Annotated in this window: 11 protein-coding genes; 7 read left to right on the top strand and 4 right to left on the bottom strand. The window is 69.2% G+C overall.

Going from position 1 to position 17,927, the window contains the following annotated elements; translation table 11 throughout:
- Window positions 1-16: 16 nt before the first annotated feature.
- Both ABD05_RS39610 and ABD05_RS01645 read right to left on the bottom strand, forming a co-directional pair.
- Entirely contained in the window at window positions 17-4,756 is a 4,740-nt protein-coding gene (locus tag ABD05_RS39610) for a DNA translocase FtsK (protein ID WP_047898672.1), read from the bottom strand.
- 177 nt (window positions 4,757-4,933) lie between these two features.
- Window positions 4,934-5,479 (bottom strand): META domain-containing protein, encoded by a 546-nt coding sequence (locus ABD05_RS01645; protein WP_047898671.1) that lies wholly within the window; start codon window positions 5,477-5,479, stop codon window positions 4,934-4,936.
- 205 nt (window positions 5,480-5,684) lie between these two features.
- Between ABD05_RS01645 and purT the strand changes: the two genes are divergently transcribed.
- The 4 genes from purT to ABD05_RS01625 all read left to right on the top strand — a co-directional run bounded on the left by purT (window position 5,685) and on the right by ABD05_RS01625 (window position 9,513).
- Complete coding sequence (purT, locus tag ABD05_RS01640) at window positions 5,685-6,899, top strand: formate-dependent phosphoribosylglycinamide formyltransferase (protein WP_047898670.1); 1,215 nt, start codon at window positions 5,685-5,687, stop codon at window positions 6,897-6,899.
- An 18-nt stretch (window positions 6,900-6,917) separates the two neighbouring features.
- Window positions 6,918-7,103: a DUF6726 family protein gene (locus tag ABD05_RS01635; protein WP_047898669.1), complete on the top strand. Its 186-nt coding sequence runs from the start codon at window positions 6,918-6,920 to the stop codon at window positions 7,101-7,103.
- A gap of 80 nt (window positions 7,104-7,183) precedes the next feature.
- Window positions 7,184-7,564 carry an MliC family protein gene (locus ABD05_RS01630; protein ID WP_047898668.1) on the top strand — a complete coding sequence of 127 codons (381 nt, stop codon included), beginning with the start codon at window positions 7,184-7,186 and terminating at the stop codon, window positions 7,562-7,564.
- 455 nt (window positions 7,565-8,019) lie between these two features.
- Window positions 8,020-9,513, top strand: coding sequence for a DEAD/DEAH box helicase (locus ABD05_RS01625; protein WP_476577965.1), 1,494 nt, complete (start codon window positions 8,020-8,022; stop codon window positions 9,511-9,513).
- Between the two features lie 172 nt (window positions 9,514-9,685).
- On the opposite strand, the gene gluQRS is transcribed toward ABD05_RS01625, so the two are convergent.
- Together gluQRS and ABD05_RS01615 are read right to left on the bottom strand one after the other, a co-directional pair.
- Window positions 9,686-10,579 carry a tRNA glutamyl-Q(34) synthetase GluQRS gene (gene gluQRS, locus ABD05_RS01620; RefSeq protein ID WP_047898666.1) on the bottom strand — a complete coding sequence of 298 codons (894 nt, stop codon included), beginning with the start codon at window positions 10,577-10,579 and terminating at the stop codon, window positions 9,686-9,688.
- 19 nt (window positions 10,580-10,598) lie between these two features.
- Window positions 10,599-11,453, bottom strand: a complete 855-nt coding sequence (locus ABD05_RS01615) for a sulfurtransferase (RefSeq protein WP_047898665.1) — start codon at window positions 11,451-11,453, stop codon at window positions 10,599-10,601.
- Window positions 11,454-11,669: 216 nt separating this feature from the next.
- Between ABD05_RS01615 and dnaE the strand changes: the two genes are divergently transcribed.
- The 3 genes from dnaE (at window position 11,670) to ABD05_RS01600 (ending at window position 17,927) form a co-directional block, all read left to right on the top strand.
- Complete coding sequence (gene dnaE / locus ABD05_RS01610; protein WP_047898664.1) at window positions 11,670-15,203, top strand: DNA polymerase III subunit alpha; 3,534 nt, start codon at window positions 11,670-11,672, stop codon at window positions 15,201-15,203.
- A 270-nt stretch (window positions 15,204-15,473) separates the two neighbouring features.
- Window positions 15,474-16,562 carry a glycosyltransferase family 9 protein gene (locus ABD05_RS01605; RefSeq protein ID WP_047898663.1) on the top strand — a complete coding sequence of 363 codons (1,089 nt, stop codon included), beginning with the start codon at window positions 15,474-15,476 and terminating at the stop codon, window positions 16,560-16,562.
- 186 nt (window positions 16,563-16,748) lie between these two features.
- Window positions 16,749-17,927 (top strand): glycosyltransferase family 9 protein, encoded by a 1,179-nt coding sequence (locus tag ABD05_RS01600; RefSeq protein WP_047898662.1) that lies wholly within the window; start codon window positions 16,749-16,751, stop codon window positions 17,925-17,927.

Genomic DNA, 17,927 nt, shown 5'->3' with positions numbered 1-17,927 from the left:
AGGCCGGCCGCCTTGCTCAGTCGGCCGCTGCCGGCACGAGCACTTCGCGGCTGCCGTTGATACCCATCGCCGACACGAGCCCGGCCGCCTCCATCTGTTCGACGAGGCGCGCCGCGCGGTTGTAGCCGATGCGCAACTGCCGCTGCACCGACGAGATCGACGCGCGCCGCGTGCGCACGACGAACGCGACCGCTTCGTCGTACAGCGGATCGGCTTCCGCGTCCGGCGCTTCGCCGAACAGGTCCTGCGTCGCGCCGTCGGCGGCCGGGCCGTCGAGAATCCCTTCCTCGTACTGCGGCTCGCCGAACTGCTTCAGGTACTCGACGATCCGGTGCACTTCCTCGTCGGCGACGAACGCGCCGTGCACGCGCTGCGGATAACCGGTGCCCGGCGGCAGGAACAGCATGTCGCCCATCCCGAGCAGCGATTCGGCGCCCATCTGGTCGAGGATCGTGCGCGAATCGATCTTCGACGACACCTGGAACGCGACGCGCGTCGGGATGTTCGCCTTGATCAGGCCCGTGATCACGTCGACGGACGGACGCTGCGTCGCGAGGATCAGGTGGATGCCGGCCGCGCGCGCCTTCTGCGCGAGGCGCGCGATCAGCTCCTCGATCTTCTTGCCGGCGACCATCATCAGGTCGGCCAGCTCGTCGATCACGACGACGATCAGCGGCAGCTTCGACAGCGGCTCGGGATCCTCGGGCGTCAGCGAGAACGGGTTGCCGATCTTCTTTTCCTTCGCTTCCGCGTCGCGGATCTTCTGGTTGAAGCCCGCGAGGTTGCGCACGCCGACGGCCGACATCAGCCGGTAGCGCTTTTCCATTTCGCCGACGCACCAGTTCAGCGCGTTCGCCGCGAGCTTCATGTCGGTGACGACCGGCGCGAGCAGGTGCGGGATGCCTTCGTAGACCGACAGCTCGAGCATCTTCGGGTCGATCATGATGAGCCGCACGTCCTCGGGCGTCGCCTTGTACAGCAGCGACAGGATCATCGCGTTGATCGCGACCGATTTGCCCGAGCCCGTCGTGCCCGCGACGAGCATGTGCGGCGCCTTCGCGAGATCGGTGACGACCGGGCGGCCCGTGATGTCCTTGCCCATCGCGATCGTCAACTGCGACGGCGAATGCTGGTACTCGCGCGCGGCAAGGATTTCCGACAGGCGGATCATCTGGCGCTTTGCGTTCGGCAGTTCGAGGCCCATGCAGGTCTTGCCGGGAATCGTCTCGACGACGCGGATCGACGTGAGGCCGAGGCCGCGCGACAGGTCCTTCATCAGGCCGACGATCTGGCTGCCGCGCACGCCGAGCGCGGGTTCGATCTCGAAGCGCGTGATCACGGGGCCGGCCGACGCGCCGACGACCGTCACCGGCACCTTGAATTCCTGCAGCCGCTGTTCGATCACCTGGGCCGTCTGCGCGAGGTGTTCCTCGGTGATCATTTCGACGTCGTCGGACGCGGGCTCGAGCAGGTCGAGCGTCGGCAGTTCGACGTTGAACGACGCGGGCGCGTGGAATTCGAATGCGTTCGGGCGCGGCTGGCGCGCGGGGGTGTCGGGGGCGGCGGGTGTTTCGGCTGCGGCCGGCGCGGCCGGTTCGGTTGCCACGGCGGCGATTGCGCCGATGGGTGCGGCAACGGGGATCGTCGGCACGGCAGCGACTGTCGCCGGCGCGGGCAGGCCGGTGCCGGGCACGGTTGCTGCCGGCTGCGGTGCTGCGATCGATGCGGCAACCGGTGTTGCGGATAGATTCGGCGCCGACCAGCTCGCCGACGATGCGGCAGGGGCGGGCGGCGTTGCGAACGTCGCGGTTGCGGTTGCGGCAGGCGCCGATGCGATCGGCAGCGGCTGCGTCGCGGTTGTTGCCGCGATGGGCGCCAGCGATCCGGTCGCGGTGACAGGCGAGCCTGCGACCGGTTGAGCCGGAACCGCTGCTGCAGTGGTCGTCGGGGCGATGGCGCTGGCCGTCGGTGTCGTTACCACGGGAGCGGCTGGCGGAACAGGCAGGCTGGCCGCCGGCTGCGATGTGGTTGTGCCGGATCCGCCGAATGTCGTGCCGGTCGACGAGGTTGCCGTGTTGGCCGAGAGAGTCGATGCGGGTGCGAAAGGCTGCGCAGCGATCGAGCCGGACGCGAAATGCACAGGCGTCGCGGGAGCGGTCACAGGTGTCGCCGCCGGTGCGGGCGTTTGCGTCGTCGAACCGGATGTCGAACCCGACGCGCCGGTCGTCGACGGTGTCGCGGCGTGCGCGACGGTCGATGCGCGGGGGAGTGAACCGTAAGTCGCGCCTGTAACGCCGACCGGCGCCGTCGAAGCGGCCGGTGCAACGGTCGGTACCGATGCGGCCGGTTGCCAAGGCGACGCGGATGCCGTGCCGGTTACGCCGGCCGGGGAAGTCGAAGCGACCGATGCAACGGTCGACGCCGCTGCGGCCGGTTGCGAAGGCGAAGCGGATGAAGTGCCAGCTACGCCGACCAGGGAAGTCGATGCGGCCGGCGCAACGGTCGATGCCGATGCGGTCGGCTGCGAAAGCGAAGCGGATGCCGTGCCGGTTACGCCAGCCGGTGAAGCCACAGCAGTGTCGGGCGCAATGCTCGATGCGAATGCAGGTGCCTGCGCGGCAGAACCGTGGGCAGCGCCGCCGAGCGGCGACGTAGCGGCGGCCGAAGCCGTCGGTGCTGCGGCAAACGGTTGAGCTGCCTGGGATTTCGGCAATTCCGAGGAGACGGCCGTATTTGTCGTTGCAGGTTGCACCGTCGGCGGAATCGACGGCGTCCGCGTCCACTCTGTCGCGGGCGCGGCACCCTGTGCGATTGCCGGCAGCGGCGCGGCACGCTCTGCCGCTTTCGGCTCGGCGGCTTCCGTTTCAATACGCGATGCAGTCAGTGCCGACGCTGCCGCAAGCGGCACGGCGTCGGAAATGGCGCGCGTCGATGTTTCGGCGATCGACGAAGCGGGGAGGGCCGCAAACGGAGCGATCCCCCCGGCGGATTCGACGTCGGCGTGAGCATCGGCGACGCTCTGCGGCGCATCGGCGGGTGCAAGGCGATCGATCGCAGGCGCCGGTTGCGCTCCGTGCTTGTCATCGGTATCGGCTGACGCAACCGGTTTGCTTGCAGCGATGTCGCGAACCGCCTCGTCTTGCGGTTGCGTAGAGGCTGCATTGGCCGGCTCCGATTCCGTCGAGTCCGTCAGCGATACGTCGAACGCGGAAACCGGCTGGCTGGCGAGTTTTTCCCACGGAGCGAGGTCGATCGGCGCGTCGAACGACGGCGCGGGTGCGATCCCGAACGACGGCGCGGCGGGCGCATCGTCGGCGTGCCGGATCTCGAGGGCGCCGTGATGCGAAAACGCGGCATTGTCGATGCCGCTATCCGGCAGCGTCTGCGGGACGAAGTCGTCGAACGTCGTGGGGCCCGTATCGGCAACCGAAGCATGCGTCATGCCGGACTCTGCCGGCATGAACGCATCCAGCGCGATCGGCGTGTCGTCGTCGTAGGCGGCCGCATCGCGCTCGACCGGGGCGCTGGCGTCATGGGCCGCGACGCCGTGCGTCGCGGAGACGAACCCGTTCGACACGGCCGCCGACACCGGTGCGGCAACACTGCCGGCTGCCGCAGCCACACCAGCCACGGTTGCGCCTGCTGCCGCCGCGTGCCCGGCATCGGCCGACTGCGCACTGCCGAGCGTGGCCCATTGCGCGGTGCTGGCCTCGATCGAGCGCAGCGTGTCGTGAACGCTCGGCGCCGGCGTGATCGGTGCGGCGGGCTTTTCCGTCCATGCATAGAGCGGCGCGCGCGTCGGCGTTTGCTGCGCCGGGCGGCGTCGTGCGGTGTCCGGCGGCAGGCCGGCAGTGCCGGTTCCCGCGACCGGTCGCACAGGCGGGCGCGGCGGCGGCGCACTGGCCGGCCGCGGCGCGACCGTGGCGCGCGGAGCGGTCGGCTTCAACGCAGCGGTGGCCGGTCGTGCGGCCGTCGGCCGCGGCCGGACCGGTTCGAATCCGACCGGCAGCGGGGCGGGATCGGGGCGCGGTACTTGCGAGTTTGCCGCCGCGCGCGCGAGGCTTGCGGTGCTGCCGGTTGTCGGCGGCGGCATCGCGCTGGTCGGGATCGGCGCGGGCGGCGCCGGCATGCTGCGACCGGTCGCGGTCGGCTTCAGCCAGCCCGACGGCGCGACGGGTTCCGCGTTCGGACGCGGGGGCGTCTTGCTGCGCGGCTTCGGCCGCGCCTGCGGGTCGGGTTTCCACAGCGTCGGGCGCGAATACCGGCCGTTCTGGCGCGGCGCCATCGAGTTGACGGTATGCGCGGTGGTCGGCTGCACGATGTCGTCGTCGCGATGCAGCGCGCTGCGCGGCAGGTCGGCGATACCGCGCGCATCGTCGTCGCCGCCGTCGCGCGACAGCTTGACGCCGAACGACGTGTCGACCCAGGCGGAGAACTGCCGCCAGCCGATGCCGGTCAGCCAGGGCAGCCCGGCGAAGAACAGCACGACCATCGCGACCGGCGTGCCGATCGGGCCGAGCACATGGGCGAAGCCGGCGGAAAACGCATGGCCGAGCGCGTTCGTGTCGGGGCCCGACAACGGGCTCGTCAGCGTGCAGCTGGCGACGAACACCGCGGCAAAGCCGAGCCACAGGCGGATCGAGCCGCGGCCTGCGAGCCCGCCGCCGCCGGGCAGCATCGCCTGCACGAGACGCCAGAAGAGAAGGAGGAACCAGACGGCGGAGATGCCGAACCAGCCGAAGACAACCGTGTGCATGCTTTGAAACAGGAGTGGGGAGGGGCGCGCGGGGCGCGACCCGCCGAGTTTAACCGGGCGGCGAACAAGATTCTAAGGCGGCGTGAATTCGTTTCACGCCGCGTGGCGCGTGCGTCCGGCACACGCGCGCGACGCGCAACGCGAAGGCGGTCGGCCGGCCTTCGCGCGCGCGGTGCATCAGGGGCTCCGGTGCGTGAAGGTCAGCGTTGCGCCGGCATTGGTCACGATCTGCAATTGCTTGGGCTCGCGCATCTGCACGCCGGTCTTCTCGATGTGGGCGAGCGCGTCGAGGTACGCGTGTTCGAGCTGGCCGCCGAGCGTATTCGGGCACGCCATCCGCGTGCCGGCGAGCGGCCCGAAGCTCAGCAGGCCGTTCTTGATCGCGTAGGTGCCCATGTAGCGGTTGCAGCCCGAGAACCCGCTGGCGCGCCGGATGCCCGAATCGGTCGACAGCGCGAGCTTGATCGGCTCGCCGTTGTCGCCGTGCGGGATCGTGCGCTGCGTGCCGTCGGCGTTCAGCCAGCTGGTGAGTTCCCAGCTCGTGTCGTCGAGCAACTGGACGGCGGCCGGGTTGTACGGGTCGGGCGCGGGGGCGGCGGAATCGGAGTGGGTCGGCATCGCGCAGGCGGCGAGAAGCGTGGCAAGCGTCAACGCGCAGAGCGGCGCGCGCAACGGGCGAAGCAGGCCGGTGCGGGCGCGTGCGGCCGCGGACAGGTGGGACATGAGCCTCGTTCCTCATCGGATTCTGATCAAGGCGTAAGAGTAACGCACCCGCGCCGCGACAGGCGAGCCGACACTTCGCGCGTGAAAACGTTCGCAGCCTGCCCGCGAGCGGCGCGCAGCGGCGCGGCGAAACGCGCCAAACCGGCGTCGTGGCGCGTGTTAACATCGGAGCCGTTTTCGTCCTCCACCAGAAGCGGGAAATCACATGCAGATCGGTCAGCGGCTCGGTACGCCGCTTTCGCCCTCGGCCACGCGCGTCATGCTGCTCGGCGCCGGCGAACTCGGCAAGGAAGTCATCATCGCGTTGCAGCGGCTCGGCGTAGAAGTCATCGCGGTCGACCGCTATCCCGACGCACCGGGCCACCAGGTCGCGCATCGCGCGCACGTGATCGACATGACGGACGCCGCCGCGCTGCGGGCGATCGTCGAGGCCGAGCGTCCGCACCTGATCGTGCCGGAGATCGAGGCAATCGCGACCGACGCGCTCGCGGCGATCGAGGCGGCCGGCCTCGCCGAGGTGATCCCGACCGCACGCGCGACGCAGCTCACGATGAACCGCGAGGGAATCCGCCGGCTCGCGGCCGAGGAGCTCGGCCTGCCGACGTCGCCGTATGCGTTCGCGGATTCGTTCGACGCGTTCAGCGCGGCGGTCGCGAAGATCGGCATGCCGTGCGTCGTGAAGCCCGTGATGTCGTCGTCGGGCAAGGGGCAGTCGGTCGTGAAGACCGAAGCCGACGTGAAGCCCGCGTGGGATTACGCGATGGCGGGGGGCCGCGTGAACCACGGCCGCGTGATCGTCGAGGGTTTCATCGATTTCGAATACGAGATCACGCAACTGACCGTGCGCGCGGTCGATCCGGCGACGCTCGCCACGCGCACCTACTTCTGCGAGCCGGTCGGCCACGTGCAGGTCGCGGGCGACTACGTCGAGTCGTGGCAGCCGCAGCCGATGAGCGCGGCGGCGCTCGAGAAGTCGCGCGAGATCGCGCACAAGGTCACCGAGGCGCTCGGCGGGCGCGGATTGTTCGGCGTCGAGCTGTTCGTGCGCGGCGACGACGTGTGGTTCTCCGAGGTGAGCCCGCGGCCGCACGACACGGGCCTCGTCACGCTCGCGTCGCAGCGCCAGTCGGAATTCGAACTGCACGCGCGCGCGATTCTCGGGCTGCCGGTTGATCCGGCGCTCGGTACGCCGGCCGCGTCGGCCGTGATCTACGGCGGGCTCGACGAGCGCGGGATCGCGTTCGAAGGCGTGCGCGACGCGCTCGCGGTGCCGGGCGCCGACCTGCGCCTGTTCGGCAAACCCGAAAGTTTTGCGAAGCGGCGCATGGGCGTCGCGCTGGCGACCGGCGCGACCGTCGACGAAGCCCGCGAACGCGCGAAGCGCGCCGCCGCGGCCGTCCGGCCCGTGTCGGCCCGTTGACGGAACAAGGAGAGGACGATGGCGCCGATCTGGCTGCGTATCGGAAAGCTGGGCGCCGCGCTGGCGCTGGTCGCGAGTCTCGCGGGTTGCGGCGTCGCGGCCGCACCGTGCCGGGTCGCATCGGCCGGGCTCAAGATCGTGCCGCTCGTCGGCCATCTCGCGGCCGCGCCGACCGACGCGTGTGCCGACGTCATCGATCCCTGACAGCGCGACCCGACGCGAAACCAACAATAACCGCGCGCCCCGCGAGGGCGCGTGTCCACCCGTCTCGTGAGAGGACCTGCATGATTCGCCAAACCGTCGCCGCACTCGCGCTCGCCGGCACCGCCGTTTCCGTTGCGCATGCCGCGCAACTGACCGTCGAAGAGATCGACGCCGATGCGCGCCAGCAGGCCGTCTACCAGTGCGCGAACCAGAAGCAGCCCGTGCGCGTGTCGTACTGGCTCGCCGGCAACGGCCAGAGCTTCGCGCTCGTGCCGGTCAACGGGCGGCAACTGCTGTTCGTCGATACCGTGTCGGCGTCGGGCGCGCGCTATCAGGCCGGCCGCTATACGTGGTGGACGAAGGGCAAGGAAGCGACGCTGCGCGACGAGATCGCCGACCAGAAGGCGCCGCCTCTGCTTGGCGACTGCGTACAGGTCGAGAAGAAAAAGAAGAAGGGCTGAACGCCGGGCGCGATCGCGGATCGTGCTTGCCGGCAGCCTGCCGGCTGCCGGACCTGAAGATTTGGCGTTCGGGCGGGTCGCGGACGCTTGGGCAACGCAATCCGGGATCGGGCCCCTGATATCGCTCGCCGGCCGGTCGGGATAGCCCGATTGGCCGGTTCGCCGACCGCGCGGGGCCGTACGGGCCCGCCGCGCGAACCGCCGTTGCGGCCGTTCGCGGCGTTGTCACGGACAGATGGCCGCGCAGTGCTACAATACGGCCCTTTCCGCCGGCATTCGCGCCGAACGGAGTCCGCACGGCCTGGTGCCCGGCGTTCGCATTGAACCGGTCCCAAGCGCCAGAGCGGCGCCGCGCGGCGCGCCGCGGCTCCGTCTATTTCCGAATTGTGATGAGCGCAGGCCCGGCTGGCCTGACGCACGATGTCCCCGCCGCGCCTTTTGAGCGAAACGCCACCATGTCCGATTCTGTCGCCAAGCCCGTCGACGCAACCTTCGACCAATTCGGCCTTGCCGCCGATATCCTGAAAGCCATTGCGGAGCAGGGGTATACGACGCCGACGCCGATCCAGGCGCAGGCCATTCCGGTCGTGCTCGCCGGCCGCGACGTCATGGGCGCCGCGCAAACGGGCACCGGCAAGACCGCGAGTTTCTCGCTGCCGATCATCCAGCGCCTGCTGCCGCAGGCCAACACGAGCGCGTCACCGGCGCGCCACCCCGTGCGTGCGCTGATCCTCACGCCGACCCGCGAACTTGCCGACCAGGTCGCCGCGAACGTGCACGCGTATGCGAAGCACACGCCGCTGCGCAGCGCGGTCGTGTTCGGCGGCGTCGACATGAACCCGCAGATGGCCGAACTGCGCCGAGGTGTCGAGGTCCTGATCGCGACGCCGGGCCGCCTGCTCGACCACGTGCAGCAGAAGACGGCGAATCTCGGCCAAGTGCAGATCCTCGTGCTCGACGAAGCCGACCGGATGCTCGACATGGGCTTCCTGCCCGATCTGCAGCGCATCCTGAACCTGCTGCCGAAGGAACGCCAGACGCTGCTGTTCTCGGCCACCTTCTCGGCGGAAATCAAGAAGCTCGCGTCGACCTACCTGCGCAACCCGCAGACGATCGAGGTCGCACGCAGCAACTCGACGAACGCGAACGTGACGCAGATCGTCTACGACGTCGCCGAAGGCGACAAGCAGGCGGCCGTCGTGCAGTTGCTGCGCGATCGCGGGCTCAAGCAGGTGATCGTGTTCTGCAACAGCAAGATCGGCGCGAGCCGGCTCGCGCGCAACCTCGAGCGCGACGGCGTGGTCGCGTCGGCGATCCACGGCGACAAGACGCAGATCGAGCGGATGCAGGCGCTCGACGCGTTCAAGCGCGGCGAAATCGAGGCGCTGGTCGCGACCGACGTGGCCGCGCGCGGCCTCGACATCGTCGAGCTGCCGGCCGTGATCAACTTCGACCTGCCTTTCAGCGCGGAAGACTACGTGCACCGGATCGGCCGGACGGGCCGCGCGGGCGCGACCGGCGACGCGCTGTCGCTGTGCAGCCCGAACGAGCGCAAGCAGCTCGCCGATATCGAGAAGCTGATCAAGCGGCCGCTCGAAGTGCAGACGCTCGCGCTCGACAAGCCGGCGCGCCAACGTCACGACGAGCGTGGCAGCGAGCGCGGCGGCGAGCGTGGTGGCGATCGCAACAGCGAGCGCGGTGGCCGGCGCGAGCGCGACGAGCATCGCGGCGCGTCGGGGCGCCGCTCGGCCGGTTCCGAGCGCAGCGGCCATCACCGTCGTCACGACGCGCCGGTCGACGATTTCTTCCTGAAGCCGTATGAACCGTCGGCCGCGGCGAAGCTGTCGGACGACGCACAGCCTGCGCAGCAGCCCGAGAAGAAAGGGCCGAAGCGGCAGGTCGCCGCGCTGCTCGGCGGGTTCGGGATGCCGCGCAAGCCGTCGGCTTAAGCCAGACGGACGTGGTGGTGCGGCGCGCGAGCGCTGCCGGAAAAGCGGGTGCATGCGATAAGCATGTGCCCGTTTTTTATTGGGGCGTGGTTAGGGGGGCGGGTGTCGCGCGGGGCGCCGGCGAGCCGTTCAATCTGCACTCGATCGGCGCGAAACCGACTGGCCCGGTGCGTTAGCCGGCCAGCGGCCCGAAGCGCCGCGCCCACGCAGCCGTCGCGGCCGCGTAGAACGCATCCAGCGTCGTGCCCGCGAGCACGCCATCGGGCGCGAGGCCCAGATGCGCGGCTGCGGCCTGCAGCGCCGGCAGCGGATCGTCGCACTCGAGCGCGGTCGCGCCCGTCTGCTTGCTGAGCTTCTCGCCGTTTGCATCGACGACGACGGGCACGTGCAGATACCGCGGCGTCGGGACGCCGAGGCAGTGCTGCAGATGGATCTGGCGCGCGGTCGAATCGAGCAGGTCGGCGCCGCGCACGACGTGCGTGATGCGCGCATCGGCATCGTCGACGACGACCGCGAACTGATAGGCCCATTGCCCGTCCGCGCGCTTCAGCACGAAATCGCCGACTTCGGTCGCGAGGTTCTGCGATTGCGTGTGTTGCCAGCGGTCGTCGAACGTGACGATCGCGGCGTCGCCGTCCGGTACGCGCAGCCGCCATGCGCGGGCAGGCTTGCCGTGCAGGCCGGTGCGGCAGGTGCCCGGATACGCGAGTGTCGTGTGGCGCTCGTGCGCGGCGCGCAGCGAGTCGGCGATTTCCTTGCGCGTGCAGCCGCACGGATAGACGAGCCCCGCGGCGACGAGCCGGTCGAGCGCGGTCGTGTACGCGGCATCGCGCGTGCTTTGCCAGACGGGCGGCTCGTCGGGCGTCATGCCGAAATGCGCGAGCGTCGCGAGGATGTCGTCGGCCGCGCCGGGTACCGTGCGCGGGCCGTCGAGATCCTCGATACGCACGAGCCATGCGCCGCCGTGTGCGCGCGCGTCGAGCCAGCTCGCGAGCGCGCCGACCAGCGAGCCGAAGTGCAGCGGCCCGGTGGGCGACGGCGCGAAGCGGCCGCGATAGCCGTTCATCGGGGTGCGAGTCGTGCGTTTACGCGGCGCTGGCTGCCTGCGCGCAGGCCGGGCACGACTTGCCGGCCACGTAGCTCGGCGACTGTTGCGCTTCCGGCGTGACGACCGCGCGGCACGCGAAGCACGTGACGTTCTCGGTGGGCTGGAGTTGCGGGTTCAGTGCGGTGCGGTAGTCGAACACGAAGCAGTCGCCGTGATAGTGCGCGCCGCCGACTTCCTCGAAATACTTCAGGATCCCGCCTTCGAGCTGGTACACGTTCTCGATGCCGATTTCCTTCATGTGGATCGCGGCCTTCTCGCAGCGGATGCCGCCCGTGCAGAACGACACGACCGTCTTGCCGTCGAGATCGGCGCGGTTCGCATCGATCACTTCCGGGAACTCGCTGAACTTGTCGATCCGGTAGTCGAGCGCGTCGTCGAACGTGCCGACGTCGACCTCGAACGCATTGCGCGTGTCGAGCATCACGACCGGGCGGCCCGCGTCGTCGTGGCCGCGGTCGAGCCATGCCTTCAGCGTGCGCGCGTCGACGAACGGCGCGCGGCCGAGTTCGGGCTTGATCGCGGGCTTCTTCATCGTGATGATCTCGCGCTTCAGGCGCACGAGCATGCGGCGGAACGGCTGCGAGTCGGACAGGCTTTCCTTGAACTGCAGCGTCGCGAACTTGCCCTCGAACAGCGGATCGTGGCGGATGTACGCAATGAACGCGTCGGCCGCTTCGCGCGTGCCGGCGATGAACAGGTTGATGCCTTCCGGCGCGAGCAGGATCGTGCCGCGCAGGTCGAGTTCGTTGCAACGGGCGGTGACGAGCGGGCGCCATTGCTCGTTCGCGTCGAGCGACACGAAGTGGTAGGCGGCGAGGTTGACGATGGTCATGATGGTCCGACGGGAAAACGGCCGCACGGCGGCCCGCAAAAAAGGGTGCGAAGCCGTGGCGAAGATTCGAAAACCCGTATTATCCCGCAAACCGCGTACGTACCGGCATCCAGCCGTTTGGCCAGCCGCGCGACGTGGCGTCGCGCGCATCGGCCGAACGGCCAGTGCGGGGATTTTTTGGGCAGCCTGCGCGGCGGGGCGGCTACAATAGCGCCCATGTCAGATCCCCGCTTCGTCCATCTTCGCGTTCACTCCGAATTCTCGATTGCCGACGGCATCGTGCGTCTCGACGACATCGTCAAGGCGGCGGCCGCAGACGGTCAGGGCGCGCTCGCGCTCACCGATCTCGGCAACGCATTCGGCCTCGTCCGTTTCTACCAGGAAGCCCGCGGCAAGGGCATCAAGCCGATCGCCGGCTGCGACGTCTGGATCACCAATCCGGACGATCGCGACAAGCCGTCGCGGCTGCTGCTGCTGGTGAAGGACAAGGTCGGCTACCTGAATCTCTGCGAGCTGCTGTCGAAGGCATGGCTCACGAACCAGTATCGCGGCCGCGCGGAACTCGACGCGAGCTGGCTCGACGGCGAACTCGCGCAGGGGCTGCTCGCGCTGTCGGGCGCGCAGCAGGGCGATATCGGGCTCGCGCTCGCGGCCGGCAACGAAGAAGCAGCGCGCCGTCACGCCGAGCGCTGGGCGAAGGTGTTTCCGGGCGGCTTCTACATCGAGCTGCAGCGATACGGCCAGCCGGGCGCCGAGGCGTACATCCAGCAGGCCGCGACGCTCGCGGCGTCGCTGAAGCTGCCGGTCGTCGCGACGCACCCGACGCAGTTCATGACCGACGACGATTTCACCGCGCACGAGGCGCGCGTGTGCATTTCGGAAGGCGACATCCTCGCGAACCCGCGGCGCCAGAAACGCTTCACGACCGACCAGTATTTCCGCACGCAGGACGACATGGCCGCGCTGTTCGCCGACCTGCCGTCGGCGGTGGCGAACACGGTCGAGATCGCGAAGCGCTGCAACCTGAAGCTCGAGCTCGGCAAGCCGAAGCTGCCGCTGTTCCCGACGCCGGACGGCATGTCGCTCGACGACTACCTGGTCCAGTTGTCGAAGGAAGGGCTCGAGACGCGGCTCGCGCAGTTGTATCCGGCCGAAGCCGAACGCGACGCGCAACGCGACACGTACTACAAGCGCCTCGAATTCGAGTGCGGGACCATCACGAAGATGGGCTTCCCGGGCTACTTCCTGATCGTTGCCGACTTCATCAACTGGGCGAAGAACAACGGCGTGCCGGTCGGCCCGGGCCGCGGCTCGGGCGCCGGTTCGCTGGTCGCGTACGCGCTCGGCATTACCGACCTCGACCCGCTGCGCTACAACCTGCTGTTCGAGCGCTTCCTGAACCCGGAACGCGTGTCGATGCCCGACTTCGACATCGACTTCTGCCAGCACGGCCGCGACCGCGTGATCCAGTACGTGAAGGAGAAGTACGGCGCGGATGCCGTGTCGCAGATCGCCACCTTCGGCACGATGGCGGCGAAGGCGGCCGTGCGCGACATCGGCCGCGTGCTCGACCTCGGCTACATGTTCACCGACGGCGTGGCGAAGCTGATCCCGTTCAAGCCGGGCAAGCACGTGACGATCGCCGACGCGATGAAGGAAGAGCCGCAGCTGCAGGAGCGCTACGACCACGAGGACGAAGTCCACCAGTTGCTCGATCTCGCGCAGCGCGTCGAGGGTCTCACGCGTAACGTCGGGATGCACGCGGGCGGCGTGCTGATCGCGCCCGGCAAGCTGACCGATTTCTGCCCGTTGTACACGCAGGGCGACGACGGCGGCGTCGTCAGCCAGTACGACAAGGACGACGTCGAAGCCGTCGGCCTCGTGAAGTTCGACTTTCTGGGCCTCACGACGCTGACGATCCTCGACTGGGCCGAGCGCTACATTCGCCGCCTCGACCCATCGAAGGCCGACTGGTCGCTCGCGCAGGTGCCGCTGGACGATCCGGCTTCGTTCCAGATCCTGAAGAAGGCCAACACGGTTGCGGTGTTCCAGCTGGAAAGCCGCGGGATGCAGGGCATGCTGAAGGATGCGCAGCCCGACCGCTTCGAGGACATCATCGCGCTCGTGTCGTTGTACCGTCCGGGCCCGATGGACCTGATCCCGAGCTTCTGCGCACGGAAGCACGGCCGCGAGAAGGTCGACTATCCGGATCCGCGCGTCGAACCCGTCCTGAAAGAGACCTACGGCATCATGGTCTATCAGGAGCAGGTGATGCAGATGGCGCAGATCATCGGCGGCTACTCGCTCGGCGGCGCCGACTTGCTGCGTCGCGCGATGGGCAAGAAGAAGCCCGAGGAGATGGCCAAGCACCGCGAGATCTTCGCCGAGGGTGCGGCGACGAACGGCCTCACGCGCGAGAAGTCCGACGAGATCTTCGACCTGATGGAGAAGTTCGCGGGCTACGGCTTCAACAAGTCGCACGCGGCCGCCTATGCGCTGCTCGCGTACTACACCGCGTGGCTGAAGGCGCACCATCCGGCCGAATTCATGGCGGCCAACATGACGCTCGCGATGGACGACACCGACAAGGTGAAGATCCTGTTCGACGACTGCGTCGTGAACAACCTCGCCGTGTTGCCGCCCGACATCAACCAGTCGCATTACCGGTTCGAGCCCGTCGCCGAAGCCGACGGCAAGCGCTCGCGCACGATCCGCTACGGCCTCGGCGCGGTGAAGGGCAGCGGCCAGAACGCGATCGAGGAAATCCTGCGCGCGCGCGAGGAAAAGGCGTTCACCGACCTGTTCGACTTCTGCGAGCGGATCGACCGGCGCGTCGTCAACCGCCGCACGGTCGAGGCGCTGATCCGCGCCGGCGCGTTCGATTCGCTGAACGCGAACCGCGCGCAGATGCTCGCGTCGGTGCCGCTCGCGATGGAAGCGGCCGACCAGGCCGAGGCGAACGCGATGCAGGCCGGCCTGTTCGACATGGGCGCCGAGTCGCCGCACGCGCATGCGCTCGTCGATGAACCGGCGTGGGACGACAAGCGTCGCCTGCAGGAAGAAAAGGGTGCGCTCGGCTTCTACCTGTCCGGCCACCTGTTCGACGCGTATCGCGACGAGGTGCGGCGTTTCGTGCGGCAAAAGGTCGGCGACCTGAAGGAAGGGCGCGACAAGCTGGTCGCGGGCATCATCGCATCGCTGCGCACGCAGATGACCCAGCGCGGCAAGATGCTGATCGCGCTGCTCGACGACGGCTCGGGCCAGTGCGAGATCACGATCTTCAACGAGCAGTTCGAGGCGAACAAGGCGCTGTTCAAGGAAGACGAACTGCTGATCGTGCAGGGGCAGGCGCGCAACGACGCATTCACGGGCGGCATCCGTTTCACGACCGACACGGTGATGGATCTCGAACGCGCACGCAGTCGTTATGCGCAGGCCGTGCGGCTGACGATGAACGGCAACGCCGACGCGGCCGCGCTGCGCCGCGTGCTCGAGCCGCACGTGTCGAAGGACGATCCGGCTGCCGCGCCCGCGGTCGAAGCACCCGCGCCGCGCGGCGGCGGGCGTGACGGCGGCCGCCGCCCGCAGGCGCCGCTGCCGAACGGGCTCGCGGTCCAGATCCACTACAGCAACGCGCGGGCGCAAGGCGAAATGCGTCTAGGCGATGCGTGGCGCGTGAAGCCGAGCGACATGCTGCTCGCGGAACTGCGTGCGGCGTTCGACGGCAGTGTGGTCGAAATCACGTACTGACCGTATCCCGGCCGGACGGCTGTCGCGATACGCGGCCCGTCGCATCGCCATCGTGCGGTGCGGCGGGCCGTTTTTGCATCTTCGGGCAGCCGGGTCTTGGGCCGGCCATCCGGACGCTATACAATCCGGCGCAAGCCGCGCTCGCACGCGCGCACACAAACGGGGGCGGATCCATGCGGCGAGCGGCAGCGCGCGAGCAGGCCGTCCCGGAACAGGATGCCGGGGCATCGGCCCGTCGCGACGAAAAAAACTGACAGTCACCACATGACCATGGCCAACAGGAACCCGACCGGGCGGATCCTCGTGATCCGGATTGATTTTCTGGGCGACATGCTGTGCACGACGGCGTTCCTTCGTGCGCTGAAGGAGCGCTGGCCCGGCGCGGAGCTGCATGTGGTCGCGAACCGCTACAACGCGGCCGCGCTGGCCGGAAACCCGGACGTGCACGCGATCCACACGTACGTGTACAGCCGTCAATGCGAACGCAACGACCGTCCCGGGCGGATGCGCGCGTTCTTCGACCGGCTGCGGCTCGTGCGCCGCCTGCGTCGGCTGCGGTTCGACCTCGTGGTCGTGCCGAACGGCGGCATGCATCGCAGCAGCATGCAGTTCGCGCGCCAGCTCCGCGCGAAGGATTGCCGCTGGCACGATGCCGAGACCGAATTCGACGATCGCAAGCCCGAACATGTCGCGCAGCGGCCGATGTGCCATGAGGCGCTGTCGGGGTTCCGGCTCGTGCCCGAACTCGGTCGCGCCGATCTCGACCGCATCGAGCTGTCGGTTCATCCGGACCGCGCGCTGCAGGATGCGTGGTATCGCCTGCTCGGGGAGCGCACGAAGCCGCGCGTCGGACTGTTCGTGTCGAACAAGGCGGCCGAGCGCCGCTGGCCCGCGGACCGCTGGCGCGACCTCGGCGAGCGGCTCGCGCCGTTCGCCGACGTGATCGTGTTCCGCGATCCGGCCATCGGCAAATCTGCCGAGGACGATGCGTGGCGCGACGTGAGCGCGCGCCATGTCGCGCCGTCGTCGGTTGCCGATCTGGTGGCCGCTGCGAGCCTGCTCGACGCAATCGTGTCGGCAGACAGCGCCCCCGTGCATCTCGCGTCGGCGCTTGGCGTGCCCGTCGCCGCACTGTTCGAGGATCGTCCCGAGAAATACCTGCGCTGGCATCCGCTCGGCGTGCCGCACGTGATCCTGCGCGCCGGCGCGACCGTCGATGCGATCGGCGTCGATGCTGTCGAGCGCGCCGTGCGCCATCTGCTGCCGCAGGCCGGGCATTGCGACGCGCCGGTGGCCGATGCGGAACGCGCGCGGCCGGCGGTCGCTGCGACACCCGCGATCCCGACCATCGCTTCGTAGCGCCGGACGCTCCGCGCACGGTGCAAGCGCCGGCGCGCGGGTGCCTGCCGCACCGCGTCCCGCAGGCAGGGCCACATCAGGGCCCCGTCGGCGCGCCATGCACGCCCGGTTCGCCATGCCGCGCCGGCTGCTGCAAAATCCTGTACATTGCCAGCCTTGTTCAGCCAGCTAGACAGACCGATCGCCGTGGCCCTGTTTTCCTCCGCCCGCCCGCCCAGAACCATCCTCGTTGCCGCGCCGCGCCGTATCGGCGACGTGCTGCTGACGACACCGCTCGTGCGTTCGCTGAAGGCCCGCTGGCCCGATGCGCAGATCGACATGCTGGTGTTTCGCGGCACCGAGGGCGTGCTCGAGCACAATCCGGACGTTCGCCGCGTGATCGTCGTCGCGCAGCGCGCGGGATTCCGCGAGCGGCTGCGCGACGCGCTGTCGATGTGGCGTCGCTACGATCTCGCGTGCGCGGCGCTGAGTTCCGATCGGCCGCGTTTCTATAGCTGGTTCGCGGGCCGCAAACGGGTCGGCCTCGTCGATCCGAACCGTGTCACGTGGCTTACGCGGATGATGCTGAACGGGATCGCGATCAATCACCACGAATCCGCGCATACGGTCGTCAGCACGCTCGCGCTCGCCCCCGTGATCGGCATCGAGCCGGTGTCCGAGGTCGTCGCGCCCGGTATCGGCGACGATCCCGCGCGGCGCGCGCGCTTCGACGCATGGCTCGCGGCGTCGCCGGCGATCCGCGACGGCAAGCCGCTGGTCGTCCTGCATCCGTATCCGATGTTCCGATACAAGCAATGGCGGCTCGAGGGCTGGGTCGAGATGATCCGCTGGCTGCGCGAGCACGGCTTCGCGGTCGCGTTGTCGGGCGGTCCGGCCGATCGCGAACGCGAGTATGCGGAGCAGGTCGCGGCCGAGGCGGGCGGCGACGTGCTGAACCTGGTCGGCCGCCTCACGTTCGGCGAAAGCGCGGAGCTCGTGCGGCGCGCGCGCCTCTTCATCGGGCCGGACACCGGCGCGACGCACGTCGCGGCTGCAACGGGCACCGACACGATCGCGCTGTTCGGCCCGTCCGACCCCGTGCGCTGGGGGCCGTGGCCGCAGCACTGGCCCGCGACCGAGAATCCGTGGGCGCTGCGCGGCTCGGGGCGGCACGGGAACGTGTGGCTGTTGCAGGGGGAGGGCGATTGCGTGCCGTGCCGGCACGAGGGCTGCGAGCGCAAGGTCGACAGCCGCAGCGATTGCCTCGCCAATCTCGGCGCGCAGCGCGTGAAAGCCGCGGCGGCCGAGATGCTCGGGCTGACTCCGCCGGGCCTGGCCGACGCCGTTGTCGACACGTCGCGACTGCATCGCGCCGGATCGGACTGA

It is taken from the genome of Burkholderia pyrrocinia (genome assembly GCF_001028665.1).
In the GTDB taxonomy this organism is placed as follows: domain Bacteria; phylum Pseudomonadota; class Gammaproteobacteria; order Burkholderiales; family Burkholderiaceae; genus Burkholderia; species Burkholderia pyrrocinia.
The sequence above is the reverse complement of the archived record's forward strand: the minus strand, read 5'-3'. Positions and strand labels throughout refer to the sequence as shown.

What these genes read in the sequence shown, in the direction of transcription:
- ABD05_RS01625 (WP_476577965.1), top strand. Translation starts at nt 8,020, where the DNA reads ATGTCCGATTCTGTCGCCAAGCCCGTCGACGCAACCTTCGACCAATTC.
- dnaE (WP_047898664.1), top strand. Translation starts at nt 11,670, where the DNA reads ATGTCAGATCCCCGCTTCGTCCATCTTCGCGTTCACTCCGAATTCTCG.
- ABD05_RS39610 (WP_047898672.1), bottom strand. Translation starts at nt 4,756, where the DNA reads ATGCACACGGTTGTCTTCGGCTGGTTCGGCATCTCCGCCGTCTGGTTC.
- ABD05_RS01635 (WP_047898669.1), top strand. Translation starts at nt 6,918, where the DNA reads ATGGCGCCGATCTGGCTGCGTATCGGAAAGCTGGGCGCCGCGCTGGCG.
- ABD05_RS01630 (WP_047898668.1), top strand. Translation starts at nt 7,184, where the DNA reads ATGATTCGCCAAACCGTCGCCGCACTCGCGCTCGCCGGCACCGCCGTT.
- ABD05_RS01605 (WP_047898663.1), top strand. Translation starts at nt 15,474, where the DNA reads ATGGCCAACAGGAACCCGACCGGGCGGATCCTCGTGATCCGGATTGAT.
- purT (WP_047898670.1), top strand. Translation starts at nt 5,685, where the DNA reads ATGCAGATCGGTCAGCGGCTCGGTACGCCGCTTTCGCCCTCGGCCACG.
- ABD05_RS01645 (WP_047898671.1), bottom strand. Translation starts at nt 5,479, where the DNA reads ATGTCCCACCTGTCCGCGGCCGCACGCGCCCGCACCGGCCTGCTTCGC.
- ABD05_RS01615 (WP_047898665.1), bottom strand. Translation starts at nt 11,453, where the DNA reads ATGACCATCGTCAACCTCGCCGCCTACCACTTCGTGTCGCTCGACGCG.
- gluQRS (WP_047898666.1), bottom strand. Translation starts at nt 10,579, where the DNA reads ATGAACGGCTATCGCGGCCGCTTCGCGCCGTCGCCCACCGGGCCGCTG.